Annotated in this window: 14 protein-coding genes and 2 pseudogenes; 14 read left to right on the forward strand and 2 right to left on the reverse strand. The window is 62.1% G+C overall.

What is annotated here, in order from left to right; all coding sequences use genetic code 11:
- Window positions 1-18: 18 nt before the first annotated feature.
- The 5 genes from EOB49_RS06645 (at window position 19) to dhaL (EOB49_RS06665) (ending at window position 5,465) form a co-directional block, all read left to right on the forward strand.
- Window positions 19-789: an SDR family oxidoreductase gene (locus EOB49_RS06645; RefSeq protein WP_127380535.1), complete on the forward strand. Its 771-nt coding sequence runs from the start codon at window positions 19-21 to the stop codon at window positions 787-789.
- A gap of 22 nt (window positions 790-811) precedes the next feature.
- On the forward strand, window positions 812-1,804 hold the full coding sequence (locus EOB49_RS06650; RefSeq protein ID WP_127330541.1) for a dihydroxyacetone kinase subunit DhaK: 993 nt from the start codon (window positions 812-814) through the stop codon (window positions 1,802-1,804).
- A gap of 11 nt (window positions 1,805-1,815) precedes the next feature.
- Window positions 1,816-2,478 (forward strand): dihydroxyacetone kinase subunit DhaL, encoded by a 663-nt coding sequence (gene dhaL / locus EOB49_RS06655; protein WP_127380536.1) that lies wholly within the window; start codon window positions 1,816-1,818, stop codon window positions 2,476-2,478.
- A 175-nt stretch (window positions 2,479-2,653) separates the two neighbouring features.
- Entirely contained in the window at window positions 2,654-4,750 is a 2,097-nt protein-coding gene (locus tag EOB49_RS06660; RefSeq protein ID WP_127380537.1) for a bifunctional sugar-binding transcriptional regulator/dihydroxyacetone kinase subunit DhaK, read from the forward strand.
- Between the two features lie 61 nt (window positions 4,751-4,811).
- Entirely contained in the window at window positions 4,812-5,465 is a 654-nt protein-coding gene (gene dhaL / locus EOB49_RS06665) for a dihydroxyacetone kinase subunit DhaL (RefSeq protein WP_127380538.1), read from the forward strand.
- Between the two features lie 221 nt (window positions 5,466-5,686).
- On the opposite strand, the pseudogene EOB49_RS37405 reads toward dhaL (EOB49_RS06665), so the two are convergent.
- Together EOB49_RS37405 and EOB49_RS37410 are read right to left on the reverse strand one after the other, a co-directional pair.
- Window positions 5,687-5,943 (reverse strand): annotated as a pseudogene (locus EOB49_RS37405) (ATP-binding cassette domain-containing protein); the annotation flags it as partial.
- Between the two features lie 69 nt (window positions 5,944-6,012).
- Window positions 6,013-6,411: pseudogene (locus EOB49_RS37410) on the reverse strand (hypothetical protein); the annotation flags it as partial.
- On the opposite strand from EOB49_RS37410, the gene nanR reads away from it, so the two are divergent.
- From nanR to EOB49_RS06715, 9 genes are all read left to right on the forward strand, one after another.
- On the forward strand, window positions 6,358-7,065 hold the full coding sequence (nanR, locus tag EOB49_RS06675) for a transcriptional regulator NanR (protein ID WP_127321679.1): 708 nt from the start codon (window positions 6,358-6,360) through the stop codon (window positions 7,063-7,065). The pseudogene EOB49_RS37410 and the gene nanR overlap by 54 nt on opposite strands.
- The gene (locus EOB49_RS06680) at window positions 7,065-7,370 is read left to right on the forward strand and encodes a putative quinol monooxygenase (protein ID WP_127321680.1); all 306 of its coding nucleotides are present in this window, start codon (window positions 7,065-7,067) and stop codon (window positions 7,368-7,370) included. The genes nanR and EOB49_RS06680 overlap by 1 nt, the downstream gene beginning before the upstream one ends.
- 48 nt (window positions 7,371-7,418) lie before the next feature.
- Window positions 7,419-8,195 (forward strand): aldolase/citrate lyase family protein, encoded by a 777-nt coding sequence (locus EOB49_RS06685; RefSeq protein WP_127321681.1) that lies wholly within the window; start codon window positions 7,419-7,421, stop codon window positions 8,193-8,195.
- A 13-nt stretch (window positions 8,196-8,208) separates the two neighbouring features.
- Window positions 8,209-9,261, forward strand: a complete 1,053-nt coding sequence (locus EOB49_RS06690) for an NAD(P)-dependent oxidoreductase (protein ID WP_127380540.1) — start codon at window positions 8,209-8,211, stop codon at window positions 9,259-9,261.
- 119 nt (window positions 9,262-9,380) lie between these two features.
- A complete protein-coding gene (locus EOB49_RS06695; protein WP_127380541.1) occupies window positions 9,381-11,036 on the forward strand; it encodes an extracellular solute-binding protein in 1,656 nt (551 codons plus the stop codon).
- A gap of 88 nt (window positions 11,037-11,124) precedes the next feature.
- Window positions 11,125-12,066, forward strand: a complete 942-nt coding sequence (locus tag EOB49_RS06700; RefSeq protein WP_127380542.1) for a sugar ABC transporter permease — start codon at window positions 11,125-11,127, stop codon at window positions 12,064-12,066.
- A 41-nt stretch (window positions 12,067-12,107) separates the two neighbouring features.
- Entirely contained in the window at window positions 12,108-12,914 is an 807-nt protein-coding gene (locus EOB49_RS06705; protein ID WP_245463715.1) for a carbohydrate ABC transporter permease, read from the forward strand.
- Window positions 12,915-12,926: 12 nt separating this feature from the next.
- Complete coding sequence (gene ugpC, locus EOB49_RS06710; protein WP_127380543.1) at window positions 12,927-14,021, forward strand: sn-glycerol-3-phosphate ABC transporter ATP-binding protein UgpC; 1,095 nt, start codon at window positions 12,927-12,929, stop codon at window positions 14,019-14,021.
- Window positions 14,018-15,994, forward strand: a complete 1,977-nt coding sequence (locus tag EOB49_RS06715) for a hypothetical protein (protein ID WP_127380544.1) — start codon at window positions 14,018-14,020, stop codon at window positions 15,992-15,994. Before ugpC ends, EOB49_RS06715 begins: the two co-directional genes overlap by 4 nt.
- The last annotated feature ends 17 nt before the right edge of the window (window positions 15,995-16,011 follow it).

Below are 16,011 nucleotides of genomic sequence, written 5' to 3' on the forward strand. Positions count from 1 at the left end.
CAGGCCGAGAAGAGAACCATGACGGACTCAATACGGGTTGATCTCAACTTTTCACTTGGCGGCAAGGTCGCTCTGGTCACCGGCGGCGCCTCCGGCATCGGCAGTGCGATTGCCTCGGCATTTGCCGAGAAAGGGGCTGCGGTCGGCGTGATCGATATCAATGAATCGGTTGCGCGATCGAAGGCCGACGAACTCGGCAACGGCGCGAAGTCCTTCGTCTGCGATGTGTCCGATCCGCAATCCGTGGAGGCCGTGTTTGCCGCGGCGCAAGCCGCTTTCGGTCACATAGACATCGTCGTCAACAGCGCCGGGGTCGTTATGCTTGCTCCCGCCGAGGAGCTCAGTCTCGATGCCTGGGACAAGACCATCGCCATCAATCTTAAGGGAACGTTCCTTGTGTCCCAGGCCGCGGGACGCGTCCTGATCAAGGCCGGCAAAGGCGGCAAGATCATCAACATGGCGTCGCAGGCCGGCACCGTCGCGATCGACCAGCACGTTGCCTATTGCGCCTCGAAATTCGGCGTCATCGGCCTGTCCAAGACGCTGGCCGCCGAATGGGGCAAGCATGGCATCACCGTGAATACGATATCGCCTACCGTGGTTCTAACCGAGCTTGGCAAAAAAGCCTGGGACGGCCCACGTGGCGAGGCGCTGAAGCAACGCATTCCGACCGGCCGCTTTGCCTTCCCCGAAGAAATAGCCGCCGCGGCGGTGTTTCTGGCATCGAACGCCGCCGACATGATCAACGGCGCCGACCTACTGGTCGATGGCGGCTACACCATAATCTGACCGGCGCAAGATTGGAGCAACAATGCAGCGGTTTATCAACAATCCCGACGAGGTCGTCGAGGATACGGTCAAGGGCTTCGTCAAGGCGCATGCCGACATCGTCAGGCTCGGCGACAATCCCCGCGTCATCGTCGCCCGCCAGGCGCCGGTCAGCGGCAAGGTCGGCGTCATCACCGGCGGCGGCTCCGGCCACGAGCCTGCCTTCATCGGCTATGCCGGACGCAACATGCTGGACGCGGTTGCGGTCGGCGAGCTGTTTTCGTCGCCGACAGCAAAGAGCTTCTTCGACGCCGCGCGCGAAGCCAATGGCGGCAAGGGTGTCGTCTGCCTGTACGGTAATTATGCCGGCGACAACATGAATGTGAAGATGGCCATCAAGCTCGCCGCCAAGGACGGCATCGAGATCGCAACGGTCGTTGCCAACGACGATGTGTGCTCGGCGGGACCGGATGAGCGCCACAAGCGCCGCGGCGTTGCCGGCGAGATCTTCATGTGGAAATGCGCCGGCGCCAAGGCCGCGGAAAGTGCCGATCTCGCGGACGTGCAGGCAGTGGCGCAAAGGGCGATCGACAACTGCCGCTCGATTGGTGTTGGCCTTGGCCCTTGTACGCTGCCCGCCGTGGGGCACCCCAACTTTCTGATCGAACCGGGCACGATGGAAGTCGGCATCGGCCATCACGGTGAACCGGGCGTCAGGATCGAGCCGCTGAAGCCCGCGGCCGAGATCGCGCGGGACATGGTCAAGATCGTCCTGGACGATCATGACCTTGCGGCCGGAACCGAGGTTGCGGTCCTGGTGTCCGGCCTCGGCGCAACGCCGGTCAACGAACTCTACATCCTCAACGGCACGATCGAACAGGAAATCGCCGGGCGCGGATTGAACATCTACAGAACCTACATCGGCAACTATTTCACCTCGCTGGAAATGGTCGGAGCCACGCTCACGGTCATGGCGCTCGACGCCGAACTGAAAAGGCTGCTGGACGTGGACGTCGATTGTCCCGCAAGGCTCTAGGAGACAGACGAATGCAGCACTTTGACAACGCTTCCGCCGGCGACATCGTTCTTTCGATCGCGGATCGGATCATCGAAAATCGGGCCTATCTGAGCGAGATCGACGGCAAGATCGGTGACGGCGACCACGGCGTCAACATGGCCAAGGGCTTCGGCATGGCCGCGGAGCGAATCAGGGGCAACGACATGTCGCTGGCCACGGCGCTCGATACGCTGGGCACGGTGTTGATGACGGAGATCGGTGGCTCGATGGGACCACTCTACGGCGTCATGTTCACGCAATTCGCCGAAACCATCGAGACATCGCCGTCCATCGACGCAAAGACCTTCAGTGCCATGCTAACGAACGGTCTTGAAGGCGTCCAGGCGATCGGATCCGCCAAGGTCGGCGACAAGACGCTGCTTGATACCCTCGTTCCGGCCATCGAGGCTTTCGACGGCGCCAACGCCGACGGCAAGCCGTTCCCGGAAGCCCTGGATGCGCTGGTTGTCGCGGCCGAAAAGGGTCGCGACGGCACGAAGGATCTGGTGGCGAAGATTGGCCGGGCCAGCCGCCTGGGCGAACGCTCGCTCGGCGTCCTCGATGCCGGCGCCACATCCTGTGCGTTGATCCTGAAGGCCCTGGCGCTTGGTGCCAGGCAGAAACTGCAGCTGTCGGTGACGGCAGGTCGTTGAATTGTGAAGTATGCTCCTCCCGAGCAATGGCTCCCGGCTGACCTTCCAGCCGGGAGCGAGCCAGAGCATGATCCCGAAAAGTGGAATTCTGGTGCCTGATCGGAGCCAGATTGAGAGTTCGCCCGTTTGCGCTCATCTTGGCGATCGATCTTGGGATTCGGGGAAACCGGGCAGCATGACCGTCAAGACACCATCAGCACGGAAGAACGGAACCGTGCGAGCCGGAGCCGACGCTACGGCTGAACCCATTCCGTTGCGCTATGGCGACGACCCCTATGTCTGGGCCTGCTGGCTCTATTACGAAGATCGCATGACGCAGGGCGATATCGCCGACATCATGGGCATTTCGCGGGCGACGGTGAACAGTTATTTGGCTGATGCGCGCGCCAGGGGGATCGTCAACATTTCCCTCGAGCCATCGCGGCTGAGTTCACTCTCGATCGCGCAGGAACTCAAGCGCCATTTCGGGTTGCACGATTGTCTGGTCGTGCCAAGCGACGACAATACCCGTCCGCTGATCGATCGGCTCGGCGGGGCCGCGGCGCAGGCCCTTGCCAAGCTTTTGAAATCCGGGGACACGCTTGCCGTTGCCTGGGGGAGGACCGTATTGACAATCGGGGAGCAGGCCTCTGTGCCCGGCCTCCAGGACGTCACCATCGTCCAGGCAACGGGGGGCACGCGTGCGAGTTTTGCCTACACGCCGGAACTCTGCGCGGCCGCCATCGCCGGCGCCGTGGGCGGGAAACTGATCAACATCACCGCACCAGCAGTTGTTTCGACGGCCGAGGTTCGCGACATGCTGTTGCGCGAGACGCTGATCGAAAGCCAGTTCGAGGCGCTTGCCAAAGCCAACAAGGCGCTTTTCGGCATCTCTTCCCTGCGCCCCAATTCGACGATCCACACCAGCGGCTTCTTTGAATCGGTTTCACTTCAACAGTACCTCGCCAAGGATGCCGTGGGGGTCGTTGCCGGCCGCTTCATCGACGGACAGGGCAATCCGGTGGCCGGCCCGCTCGACGACCGCACGATCGGTATATCGCTCGACAGGCTGAAGGCCATTGGTTTGCGCATCGCGGTCGCCGGCGGTTTCGACAAGGTGCCGGCGATCCTTGCCGCGCTGCGCGGCGGTTATGTCAACGTGCTCATCACGGACGCTGCCACGGGCCGCGGCATTCTGAATGCCGACGGCGTGACGGAGCTCGACCAGAAGCTTTCGCAACGTCCAAGGCTCGACAACGCCGTGGCTTTGCCCAGCAACTTCCGCACCCATGTCAAGAAGTTCCTCAACGATCCCGACGATGTCGTTGAGGAAATGCTTGACGGCGTGGTGAAGGCCCACGCCGCTTACATCGAGCCGATAAAGGGTTCGCATCGTGCTCTCGTTGCCCGTGCGGGGCCGAGGCCTGGGAAGGTGGGGCTGGTGATCGGCGGCGGCACCGGGCATGAGCCCTGCTTTCTCGGCTATGTAGGAAAGGGGCTCGCCGATGCCGTGGCCGTCGGCAACATCTTTTCGTCACCGCCTCCCGGCACGATCTTCCAGTGCGCCAATGCCGCCTCGGGCGGGCAAGGCCTGCTCTTCGTCTACGGCAACTATGCCGGCGACGTGATGAATTTCGAAATGGCGGCCGAGATAGCGGCGGAAAAAAACATCGAGGTTCGCACGGTGGTGACGACAGACGACATCGCCTCGTCCCCGATCGAGGATAGGGAGGGCCGCCGTGGCGTTGCCGGCAACTTCTTCATCTTCAAGATCGCCGGTGCCGCCTGCGACCGTGGCTTGTCGCTCGACGCATGCGAGGCCGTGACGCGCAAGGCCAATGCACGAACATTCACCATGGGCGTCGCGCTGGAGCCTTGCTCCATGCCGCAGACCCGTCGCCACAATTTCGAGATCGGTCCCGACGACATCGAGATCGGCATGGGCATCCACGGCGAGCCTGGTGTCATCCGCGATAGGATGATGAGCGCCGACGCGATCACGGACCGGATCATGGACCGCATCTTTTCGGAAATGAGGCCGGCAGCGGGCGACCGTGTCGCCGTGCTGATCAATTCATTCGGTGCCACGCCGCTGATGGAACTTTATATCCTATTCAGGCGTGTCGCGCAGCGATTGAGCGCCAAGGACATCACCATAGAGGCGAACTGGGTCGGGCATTATTGCACGTCGCTCGACATGGTCGGTGCGTCGATAACGATCTTGCACCTCGACAACGAGTTGACGGAAATGTTGCATCACCCTTGCGATACGGCTGTCCTGCGGGTCGGCTGAGTTTCTTAGAAGCATGCGCCGATACGATGGGCCGCATCCTGCTTGAACTGGGAGGAACACGATGTCGGACAATGCGGCGCGACGCCTGAGCAGGATGTTCTATCGCATCTCCATTGCGATCGAGGCGGGGAAGGATCACCTCTCGGATCTGGATGGCGCCATCGGCGACGCAGACCATGGCATCACCATGTCACTCGGCTTCCTGGCGGTCAACGCGGAGCTGGCCAAGCTCGACCTCGACCACATGCTTGCGTCGGAAATCTTCTCCGCTGCCGCATCGGCCTTTCTCGATGCCGTCGGCGCCTCCACGGGGCCGCTTTATGCGACGGCGTTTCGAAGAGCGGCACAAGCCCTGAAACAGGATGAACGGCTTTCAGCCGCCGGCCAGGCCGCCATCATCGAAGCCATCACGACCGGCATCAAGGAGCGCGGCAAAGGGCAGCGCGGCGACAAGACCATGCTGGATGCCTGGATTCCCGCAACGGACGCAGCCGTCAATGCATGTGCCCGCGCTGCCGGAAGCCGGGAGATGTGGAACAGCATCCTGCAGGCTGCGGAAGCCGGTGCAAATTCGACACGATCCATGGTCGCCGCCCGCGGAAGGGCGGCCCGGCTTGGGGAGCGATCCCTGGGGCACATGGACCCGGGAGCGGCCTCGGCCGTCATCATCCTGCGCGCGATGAAAGACACCTTTTGCGGAGACGGTGCGAAGTAGCGAGGGCTGCCAAATCCAGGGGAAGCTCGGGCTCCGCCCCACTTCGAAAATTTGGATGTCCCTGAGCGAAGCATCAGTAGAACGTCGCCACCCAGATGAGCATTGTGTCAAAGCCACTCAAATTGGCCAAGCACCACTTCGCCGATCTTGCTTTTTGTCAGTGTTCTTCAACCTCAGCGCGAAGGCCCACATTCTCGGGCGTCATGTGCGGGCAGAGCGACATAGTTATGGAACAGCATGGCGAGATCGCGCGACTTCGCCGCAGCGTCGTTAATGCCCCTGCCTTCGAGCCCGATCTCGGCGGCGCTGATATCTTCAAGTCCGGCAATCATCTGAACAAAGTCGACTCGCCGCAGCCGGGCGGGCCGACCAGGATGACGAATTCACCTGATCCAATGTCGACCGACACGCCATGAATAACTCGGACCGTGCCATAGGCTTTCTCGAAACCTGATGCGGTCTTGTCGCTGCCCTTCAGCCTCAAGATCACCCACTCGGCGGTGGATTTCGCCAATTGGCCCTTGCCGATCCACAGCCAGTCCTCCAGTCCAACGCGCACATCGCAGCCCGCTGCGATCGCCTGGGGTGGCCATCGCAGCGGCTGCGACCGGCGCCCAGCACCAACCAATGGCGATCCTGTTCGAACCGCGGGTCGGCGGTGCGCTTCATATGCGCCACGTCCTCGGGATGAGTGCCGATGCCACTGTGTGCCGAAGAGGCTCTGTACGGAGAACGATGCGTTGACCAGGCCCGCTCGACGGATGGCGAGTGTAGAGATGGCCGATGTCGTAGCACTCGATTTCGAAACGCGTGCCGTTCGCCGCGCAGAAGCCTCGTTGACAGAGGCGCTCTGGGGCCATAGCGTATCTGACTGGTATAACAGGTATGCCAGATGATCGGGGTACAGATCAAACAGCGGAAGCTTTCGGACGAGGTTGCGGAGCACCTCGAGCGGATGATCCGTAAGGGAGAGCTGGCCGAAGCCGACCGCCTCCCTTCTGAACGGGAACTCATGCGACAGTTCGGGGTAGGGAGGCCTTCCATCCGTGAGGCACTGCTGCACCTGAGCAAAATGGGCCTTGTCGAAGTAAAATCGGGCGAGCGTGCCCGCGTCACTCGACCCACTCCTCAATTCGTGATCGATGCCCTTTCAGGGCCGGCGCGGCACATGATTTCGGCTCCGGGCGGGATTCACGACTTCCAGAGCGCACGTTTGTTTTTCGAGATCGGCCTTGCCCGCAACGCCGCTGTGCATGCCACCCCCGAAGACATCGAGAACCTCAAGGAGGCGCTCGAACTGAACCGGCAGTCGATCGGCGATCTCGCGCGCTTCGAGCGCACGGACGTGGACTTTCACTACGTGCTGGCGGTAATCACCCGCAATCGGATCTTTACGGCTATTCACGCAGCATTGGCTGAATGGCTGCTCGAACAGCGGCGCACGACGTTGGCCAAGGGTGAAGACCGCAAGGCGTACCAGGCGCATCGCGAAATCTTCGAGGCCGTCGCCGCGCGCGATCCAGACGCATCAGAGGCGGCCATGCGCAGCCATCTCGACTATGTGGCCAAGCGGTACCTGCAACTTGCGAGGCCCAAGTGATGACCGGGTTTGTCGTCTGGGTCGATTTTCGCCTGGCGCCCGGTGCCCGCGACAGGTTCCGACAACTTGTCGACGCCAACGCGACCGCGTCGGTGCGCAACGAGGCCGGCTGTCGCCGCTTCGACGTGACGGAGGCGCGGGGCGAACCGGACCGGGTCCTGCTCTATGAGATTTACGACAGCGAAGCCGCATTCGAGGACCACTGCCGCACCGCTCATTTCGATGAATTCAACACGCAGAGCGCGCCGCTCGTCGTCACCAAGCTGGTGACGACCTGCGATCTCGTTCTTGAGGCCACGCATTGAAGGCAACATAGGCAGATCGGCCCTTTGGGGCGAACGGGAGGGTAGTGCATGTCAGAGCCAAGTCTCAAGGCGTTAGCCTCTCACAGGCGGGTCAAGCTCGGTACGCTTGTCGCCGAATTCGCCACGCCGGGAATTGGTCACATCCTGAAGTCCGCTGGTTGCGATTTCGTCTTTTTCGACATGGAGCATTCGGGATTCAGCTTGGAAACGCTGAAGAGCGCGATCCGCTATTTCGAGGCAGCCGATCTGCCGGTTATGGTGCGCGTGCCGTCGCAGGACTACCATTTCCTTGCCCGCGCGATGGACATGGGCGCTGAAGGGCTGATCGCACCGATGGTGAGTTCGGTCGAACAGGCGCAACACATCATCAAATCCATGAAATACCATCCTGCCGGCGCCCGCGGCGTGGCGCTGCAGATCGCTCACGACCGCTACCGTCCGGGTTCGGTCGCTGACAAATTCGAGGCCGCCAACAAGCGCTCGACGTTCATCTGCCTGATCGAGACCGCCGACGGCGTCAAGAACATCGACGGCATCGCGGGACTGGACGGGGTCGATTGTCTGTGGGTCGGACATTTCGATCTGTCCGTCTCGCTCGGCATTCCGGGCGACTTCGCCCACCCCACTTTCACCGCTGCAATGGCCAAAATCGTTGCAGCCGCCAAGAAGCACAACAAATCGCTTGGACGCCTGGTGCCCAACGTCGCGCAGGGACACGACTTCTACGCACAAGGCTTCGATTTCATTTGTTATTCGGGCGACGTTTGGGTCTTGCACGACGCGATGGCTGACGCGGTTTCCAAAATCCGGGCCGGGTGCCAATAGAGCGGAGGAGACGATGGACAGCGTGAAATTCAGGGTGGCGCTTTCGGGTGATTTCCGTAAGCCGGACGGCTCGCCGACCTATCCAGATTTCGATCTGGAGCCGCTGCGCAATGCGGCGGGCGTCGAGATGGTGTTCCTGGAATCGAACAGTCCGCTTCGCGCCGACCAACTTGAGGATTTCGATGCGCTGATCCTTCTCGCCCATCGCTTCGATTCCACGAGTGTCCCCAGGAGCGGCCGCCTGGCCGTCGTTGCCCGCTTCGGGGTCGGCTACGACACTGTCGACGTTGAGGCCTGCACCGCCGCCGGCATTGCCTTGGTCATCACGCCCGATGGCGTGCGACGGCCCGTCGCCGTATCCGTCATCACCTTCATGCTGGCACTGACCGGCAAACTGCTGACAAAGGACGCGCTCACCCGCAAGGGATCTCATGGCTTCCAGGAGCGCTCGGAACATATGGGCGTCGGGCTCGTCGGGCGTACGCTTGGGTCGCTGGGCATCGGCAACATCGGCGCCGAGGTCTTCCGCTTGGCGAGGCCCTTTGACATGCAATTCATTGCCCATGACCCGTTCGCTGACAAGAGGGTTGCTGCCGACCTGGGCGTCGAACTGGTCGGGCTGGAGGACCTGTTTCGCCGCGCCGACGTGCTGTCGGTGAGTTGCCCGCTGTCGCCGCAGACCCACCACATCGTCAATGCTGAGCGGATCGCCCTTATGAAGCCGACAGCTTACCTGATCAACACCGCGCGCGGCCCGATCGTCGACCAGAAAGCGCTGACACAAGCGCTGCAGGCGCGCCGCATCGCGGGGGCCGGTCTCGACGTGCTCGAGCAGGAGCCTCCCGATGCAGGCGATGCGATCCTTAAACTCGACAATGTCATCCTGGCGCCGCACGCGCTTTGCTGGACCGACCAGTGCTTTGCCGGCAACGGTGCCGCCGACGTCAAGGCGGTGATCGAGGTGCAACACGGTCGCGAGCCGCGCGGCGTGGTCAATCGCGAGGTGCTTTCGAGCGAGCTGTGGAAGACCAGGCTGTCGGGGCTCGCGGCCCGCTTCGGAACCTAGGAGGACGCTGATTTTTTGGTGCGCCGCCGCGGCCCCCTTGCGGCGACTTTACGGGAGGAATGCTCGACCGCCGCGCCCGCGGACGAGTGAGGCAAATGGAAACGGGAGGACCAAGCACTATGAACGATCGTGACAAACGTGACTTTCAGGCAGGTCTCGAAGCAGAGGTCGACGCCTTCATGCGCGGCGAAACTACCCGCCGAACTTTCATAACCCGCTTCGGTCAGATGACCGGCATGTTGGCTGCGTCTGGCCCGATGCTGGGGATGATGACCGATTGGGCGGTGGCGCAGCAGACGCTGGAACTGGCGGACGCCACCTCGCCGCTCGGCCAAGCGCAGGCTGCAGCCCTGAAAGCATCGAAGGAAGGCCCGGCGGACGGTTCCGCGTTTCGCGCGGTGGAGGCCGCCAAGGCGCATTCGGGCGTCACCCTCAACATGACCTACGAGGCTGGCCTGCAGGCACTCGATCCGCGCAATTTCAGTGGGCCGATGTGGGAGCAGCTCACCGGGATGAAGTCGAATGTCGTCGAACTGTCGAACCCGGACCAGTACTCCAAGGCGGTCGCCGAGCACATCGCCGGCTCAGGTGCCTATGACGTCCTCGACGTCTCGCCGGCCTGGACACCATCGCTTGCCGATGGCGGCGTCATCGCACCTCTCGACGACTACATCGCCAAATACATGAACCCGGCAGACCTCGAGGACTATCACCCTCTGTACAAGGCGCTGCCAACCTACAAGGGCAAGATCTGGGGGTTCTTCGACGACGGCGACATGTTCGCTCTCTACTACCGCAAGGACATCTTCGAGGATCCGAAGATGATGGAGGCCTACCGGGCAAAGTTCAACGCCAAGCTTGGACCGCCGAAGACTTGGGAGGAATATGCCCAGATCGCCCAGTTCATCACCGACCAGATGGCGCCAAAGGTCTATGGCGCGGGACACTTCCGCAAGGCGGGCAGCCCCGGCAACCAGTTCGACTTCCTGCAGCAGTACCGCGCCAATGGCGGCAAACTGTTCGGCGACGACATGAAGGCGGGCCTGGTTTCGGACGCCGGCGTCAAGACGCTGACCAACATGCTCGCGGCGAACAAGGCCTCGATCCCCGGCAACAACGAGCTCGACGCCGTCTCCCTGTGGGCGGCCTTCCTGACCGGCAAAGTCGCGATGATCTATTCCTGGCCTCCCAGCGGCCGCATGGCGGCGAATTATTCGCAGTCCGCCACGGCGATCAACTTCATCCCCCAGTCCCAGATCGCTGGCAAGGTCGGCTATGCCGTCGTTCCGGGCAATCCGGAACATGCCACCGGCTACAACAAGGCGCTGTCGGCGGACTCGCCCAACCCCGAGGCGGCGTATCTGTTCATGCAATGGATATGCTCGCCACCGGTCTCTCTGGCGCGTTGCATGCTGCCCTATGCGCTACGAGACCCGTACCGTATCTCGCACTTCAAGTCCGAACTCTACGGCGCGCTCTTCCCAAGTGCCAAGGAGTACCTTGCCAATCTCAACAACTCGGCAAATGTTGGTCTGCTCGACCCGATCATGCCAGGCGCGCAGGACTACTTCTTGAGCATCGACCGTATGTGCACGGCGGTGTGGGCTGGTGCGGATCCGAAGGCGTCGCTGGAAACGGCGGCGGCCGAGTGGAACGAGACGACCGACCGACTGGGTGTGGATTCGCAGAAAGGTTTCTACACCGAGTTCCTGAAACTGCCTGGCGCCACCGCCGACAACACGGTGGAAAAACTTGGCATGGCGGTCACCCTCTGAGGGGAGGCAGAGCCTGGAGCAATTGGTGTTGCGGGCGCTTGGCTCGCAACACCTCGCCGAACCGCTAAGCAGCCTTTTGGATACACCGATGCAGCCCACCGCCACGATTCACCGCTTGAAGGCCGCCGGCGCACCGCCCCGGCTATCTGCGTTCGCCCAATGGGCCGACCGCCATTTCAAGTGGCTGCTGGTCGCGCCCGCGGTGCTGCTGATATTGGCGCTGTCGATCTATCCGCTCCTGTTCTCGCTGGTCGTATCCTTTATCAACTACGACTTCCAGGTGCCGGGCCACGCATTTGTCGGATTGAAGAACTTCGAGCGGGTCGTGTTCGATCCCGTGGCACGTTGGTCACTGTTGCTGACGGCATGGCTGTCGGGCATCAGCGTCGCTATCGAATTCGTGCTCGGTCTCTTGGTGGCGCTGACAATGGTGCGCAGCTTTCCGGGCCGCGGCGTGATCATGTCGATCCTGATCGTGCCGCTGTTCATCAGCCCAGTCATCGTCGGCCAGGCCTGGACGCTGCTTTTGCAGCGGCCTTTCGGACCGACCAACTATATCCTGACGCAATTGTTGGGGCAGGAGGTTACGATCGGCTGGATGACCGAGCGCCCGTGGCTCTATGTCTCGCTCATCATCGCCGATGTCTGGCAGTGGACGCCATTCATGTTCGTCATCCTGCTCGCTGGCCTGACCGCAATTCCTCCCAATCTCTATGAGGCGGCAGAACTCGACGGGGTCAACGCCTGGCAGGTCTTCTGGGCGATCACGCTCCCCCATCTGGGGCCGATGATGCTGCTGGCGCTGACTTTCCGTCTGCTCGACGCCATCCGTATGTTCGATACCATATTCATCATGACAGGCGGCGGCCCGGGAACACAAACGTACACGGCCTCCTATTATCTCTATACCGTCGGCTTCACGCAGTTTCATCTGTCGCAGGCAACGGCCGGAAGTTGGCTGTTCCTGATCTTTACGGCGCTCATCGTGGCGTTGCTGGTACGCCGGCTCTTGAAGGTCGATCCGGTCTGATGGCCGCCGTAGCGCCCGCCCGCCGCAGGAAACGCCGGTCGTTGCCGATCGGGCGAATCCTGCTTTTGGGGTTCTTCCTAGTGTTCGTGCTGTGGCCGCTCTACTGGATGTTCAACACCTCAATCAAGCCCAGCGACGACTACCTCACCGTACCGCCTGTCTGGTTCCCCGCGGAGCCGACGCTTGTCCACTACGAAGCCGCGCTGTTCACCTATCGCGGTCTCGACGGGCTTATCAACAGCCTGATTATTTCGCTTTCGGCCACGGTGCTTTCGGCACTGTTCGGCACGCTGATGGCCTATAGTCTGGCGCGCTACAACACGGGTGGCCGGCATCTGTCCTTCTGGGTGCTGTCGCAGCGCTTCCTGCCACCTATCGGCATCGTCCTACCGGTATTCCTGATCTACCGCGGCGTCGGGCTATACGACACCCATATCGGGCTGATCATAGCCTACACGGTCTTCACGCTGCCGGTGTCCGTTTGGATGATGTTCGCCTATTTCCGCGGCATGCCGAAGTCGATGGAGGAGGCGGCCCTCGTCGATGGCTGCACGCGATGGGAGGCTTTCTGGCGCGTTGCCGTGCCGCTGGCCGCGCCCGGCATCGTCGCGGCGGCTGTCTTCGCCTTCATTGCCTGCTGGACCGAGTTCTTCTTCGCGCTGATTTTGACAAGCCGTACCGCCTTCACGCTGCCAACGGTCTTCCGCGCCTTCATCGGCTTCCAGGGCGCACAATATGGTGAAGCCGCGGCCCTTGCCATCGTCTCCCTCGTGCCATCGATCGCCCTTGGAGTGCTTGCTCAACGACATCTCGTGCGCGGGCTGACGCTCGGCGCCGTTCGCGGATAGGGAAGGGTAGGCATGGCCGAAGTCAGAATCACCGGCTTGCACAAGCGCTACGGCGCCTTCCATGCGGTGCGCGGTATTGACCTCCACATCCGCGACGGCGAGTTCACCGTTCTGGTTGGTCCGTCCGGCTGCGGCAAGAGCACCCTGTTGAGGACCATCGCCGGACTGGAGGAGAGTTCACAAGGCACGATCGAGATCGGCGGCGAGGTGGTCAATGATTTCAGGCCGCGCGACCGCGACGTGGCAATGGTGTTCCAAGATTATGCGCTCTATCCGCATATGAGCGTGGCCAAGAACATTGGCTTCGGCCTCAAGGCTCGCAAGATGCCGAAGCCAGAGGTGGAGATGCGCGTTGCCGAGGCGGCGCGCATGCTTGGCATCACTCCCTTGCTGGGGCGTTTTCCGCGCCAACTGTCCGGTGGCCAGCGCCAGCGCGTCGCCATCGGCCGCGCCATAGTCCGCAACCCCCGCATCTTTTTGTTCGACGAGCCGCTGTCCAATCTCGACGCACAGCTTCGCGACGAAATGCGCGGCGAGATCAAACGCCTTCACCAGGACATTGCCACAACGATGATCTACGTCACCCATGACCAGATCGAAGCAATGACGTTGGCTGACCGCATCGTGCTGATGCGCGACGGGCTGATAGAGCAGCAGGGCGCGCCACTCGAGTTGTTCGAGCGCCCGGCCTCGACCTTCGTCGCTGGGTTCCTGGGTTCGCCGCGGATGAGCTTCCTGCCAGGGACCCTTGCCTTGGAGGGAAGCACCGCCGCCATCCGGCTCGCGGACGCACTGCTGCCTTTAGCGCCCGGCAGGGGGCTGCAGGGCGTCGCAGACGGACAGAAGGTGCTGCTCGGGTTGAGACCGGAGCACCTCACTCGTGCGCACACTGCCACGCCGGCGCAGGGCACGTTTCGCTATGAGGCAACAATCGACCTGCTGCAGCCGACCGGCTCGCGCAGCTACGCGACATTCCGACTTGCGGGTGCGCCGGTGATGGCGGAGTTGCAGGCGCACGACGTCAGCCGTCCTGGGGAGAAGCTGGCGATCGACATCAACATGAAACGGGCATCGATCTTCGACGCCACGACGGAGCGGGCACTTTGACCTCGACAGCTTCTCTGGCAGTCCGCTTGTGTGGCACCGAACAGCTCGAGGAACCGCTGCGCACACTGCGCGCCGGCTCCTTGTCGCTCGCGTTCGACAATGGGGCGTTGCGTTACATCCGCATTGGGACGATCGAGGTTTTGCGCGGAATCTCGTTCCTTGTACGGGACGAAAACTGGGGAACATGTACCCCCGTTCTCGATGATCTGCGGATCGATGAGAGGCCGGATGCGTTCGCCATTGAATACCGCGGAACATGTGCCGCAACATCGGGCCGCCTGGTTTACCGGGCCCGGATCTCGGGCAGTAGCGATGGCGCACTGTCGTTTGTGGCAGAAGCAGAGCCCGAGACCGACCTTTTGACCAACCGGACCGGCTTCGTCGTGCTGCATCCGATCGCGGCTTTGGCCGGCAAGCCGGTGAGGGTGCTGCATCAGGATGGTCTCGAAAGGCTTTCGCTTTTTCCAGACGTTATTGATCCTGAATGTCCGTTCACTGACGTGCGCGCGTTGTCGCATGAGATCGCGCCTGGGATCTGGGCCACCTGCACCATGGATGGTGATGCCTTTGAGATGGAGGACCAACGCAACTGGTCTGATGCCTCCTATAAGACCTATGTTCGTCCCCTGCGTCGCCCGTGGCCCTACAGACTGCCCGAGGGTGAGAAATTCACGCAGGCCGTCCGGCTTCATGTGTCGGGGACGCTTTGTAGAGGGACGTCTGAAAACCCCAACCCACCGATCAACGTGACAATTGGCGGACCGGCCGGCCGGGTGCCTCGCATTGGCGTCGGCGTCGCCGCCGGGGAAGCCAGGCACGCCCTTGAAACCTCCGATCTAATTCGGCTATTGGCTCCGCAGTGGATGGTCTGCCAGGTCGATCTCCGTCTCGGCCAAGGTCACGATGAACTTGAACGCTACGCAGCGCTGACCCGGTTGATCGGGGCAAGCGTCGTACTGGAGATCATAACCAGGGGAACGCTGGATCCGTTCGGCGAGTTGAAGCCGGTCGCGGACGCTGTCCGTCGCCTCGGCCTCGCTCCAGAGGCTGTCTGCGTCTTTCCGGCGCAGGACATGAAATCGGTACAGCCGGGAGCAACATGGCCGGCGATGCCAAGCTTCCACGAAAACTACTCCGCGGCGCGCCGGGCTTTCCCGGGTGTAACGCTGGGCGGCGGCATGGCCGCGTACTTCACCGAGCTCAATCGCAAGCGCCCGCCAGGCGAGGCGCTCGACTACGCGACCTTCACCACCTGTCCAAGCGTGCACGCTGCAGACGATGTGTCGGTGATGGAGACGCTTGAGGCCATTCCCCATCTGATCCGCTCTGCCCGTGCCTTCATGGGCGAACGCTTGCCCCTGCGTGTGGGCCCCAGTCAACTCGGCTGCCGCGAGAACCCTTACGGAGCCTCCACGGCGCAGAACGAAGCGAACGGTCGCGTCTGCCTCACCCGCCTCGATCCTCGCCAGCGCGGGCTGTTCAATGCGGCCTGGATCGTCGGCTATTTCGCGGCCTGCGCTCGCGAGGGCATCGAAGCCGTCGCCTTCGGTGACTTCACCGGCCCATTTGGTTTCGTCTACAGGAGAGGCAATTTCGCGCAGCCGTGGTTCGACCAACAGGATGGCCCAATGGTGTATCCCGCTTTCCATATCATGGCAGGCCTATCAAAGCTCGGTGGCGCCAGTCTGCTGTCGGTGGGAACTTCCGGAATTGACAGCATCGCGGCGATCGCCGCCGAAAAAGACGGGAGCACGACGCTTTGGCTTTCTAACCTTACTGCCAAGAGGCAATCCGTGCGGCTTTCGGGTATGCCGGTCGGCGCGCGCATTTGTCTTCTTTCTGCCGACCATTTCGAGCGGGCGGCCGCCGATCCGAACTTCATGGGAGGGTTCGGACGACAGTTGGATGAGCAATTAATTCTGGACGCCTACGCCGTGGCGCGGGTCGATCTGCACGGTTCGTCTGCGACTTAGCCCCGCGTAGGTGGATT

Origin of the sequence: Mesorhizobium sp. M7A.F.Ca.MR.148.00.0.0, assembly GCF_003997735.1 — a bacterium.
Taxonomy (GTDB): domain Bacteria; phylum Pseudomonadota; class Alphaproteobacteria; order Rhizobiales; family Rhizobiaceae; genus Mesorhizobium.

Excerpts from the sequence above, each read along its gene's own strand:
- EOB49_RS06645 (WP_127380535.1), top strand. The coding sequence starts at position 19 with ATGACGGACTCAATACGGGTTGATCTCAACTTTTCACTTGGCGGCAAG.
- EOB49_RS06650 (WP_127330541.1), top strand. The coding sequence starts at position 812 with ATGCAGCGGTTTATCAACAATCCCGACGAGGTCGTCGAGGATACGGTC.
- dhaL (WP_127380536.1), top strand. The coding sequence starts at position 1,816 with ATGCAGCACTTTGACAACGCTTCCGCCGGCGACATCGTTCTTTCGATC.
- EOB49_RS06660 (WP_127380537.1), top strand. The coding sequence starts at position 2,654 with ATGACCGTCAAGACACCATCAGCACGGAAGAACGGAACCGTGCGAGCC.
- dhaL (WP_127380538.1), top strand. The coding sequence starts at position 4,812 with ATGTCGGACAATGCGGCGCGACGCCTGAGCAGGATGTTCTATCGCATC.
- nanR (WP_127321679.1), top strand. The coding sequence starts at position 6,358 with ATGATCGGGGTACAGATCAAACAGCGGAAGCTTTCGGACGAGGTTGCG.
- EOB49_RS06680 (WP_127321680.1), top strand. The coding sequence starts at position 7,065 with ATGACCGGGTTTGTCGTCTGGGTCGATTTTCGCCTGGCGCCCGGTGCC.
- EOB49_RS06685 (WP_127321681.1), top strand. The coding sequence starts at position 7,419 with ATGTCAGAGCCAAGTCTCAAGGCGTTAGCCTCTCACAGGCGGGTCAAG.
- EOB49_RS06690 (WP_127380540.1), top strand. The coding sequence starts at position 8,209 with ATGGACAGCGTGAAATTCAGGGTGGCGCTTTCGGGTGATTTCCGTAAG.
- EOB49_RS06695 (WP_127380541.1), top strand. The coding sequence starts at position 9,381 with ATGAACGATCGTGACAAACGTGACTTTCAGGCAGGTCTCGAAGCAGAG.
- EOB49_RS06700 (WP_127380542.1), top strand. The coding sequence starts at position 11,125 with ATGCAGCCCACCGCCACGATTCACCGCTTGAAGGCCGCCGGCGCACCG.
- ugpC (WP_127380543.1), top strand. The coding sequence starts at position 12,927 with ATGGCCGAAGTCAGAATCACCGGCTTGCACAAGCGCTACGGCGCCTTC.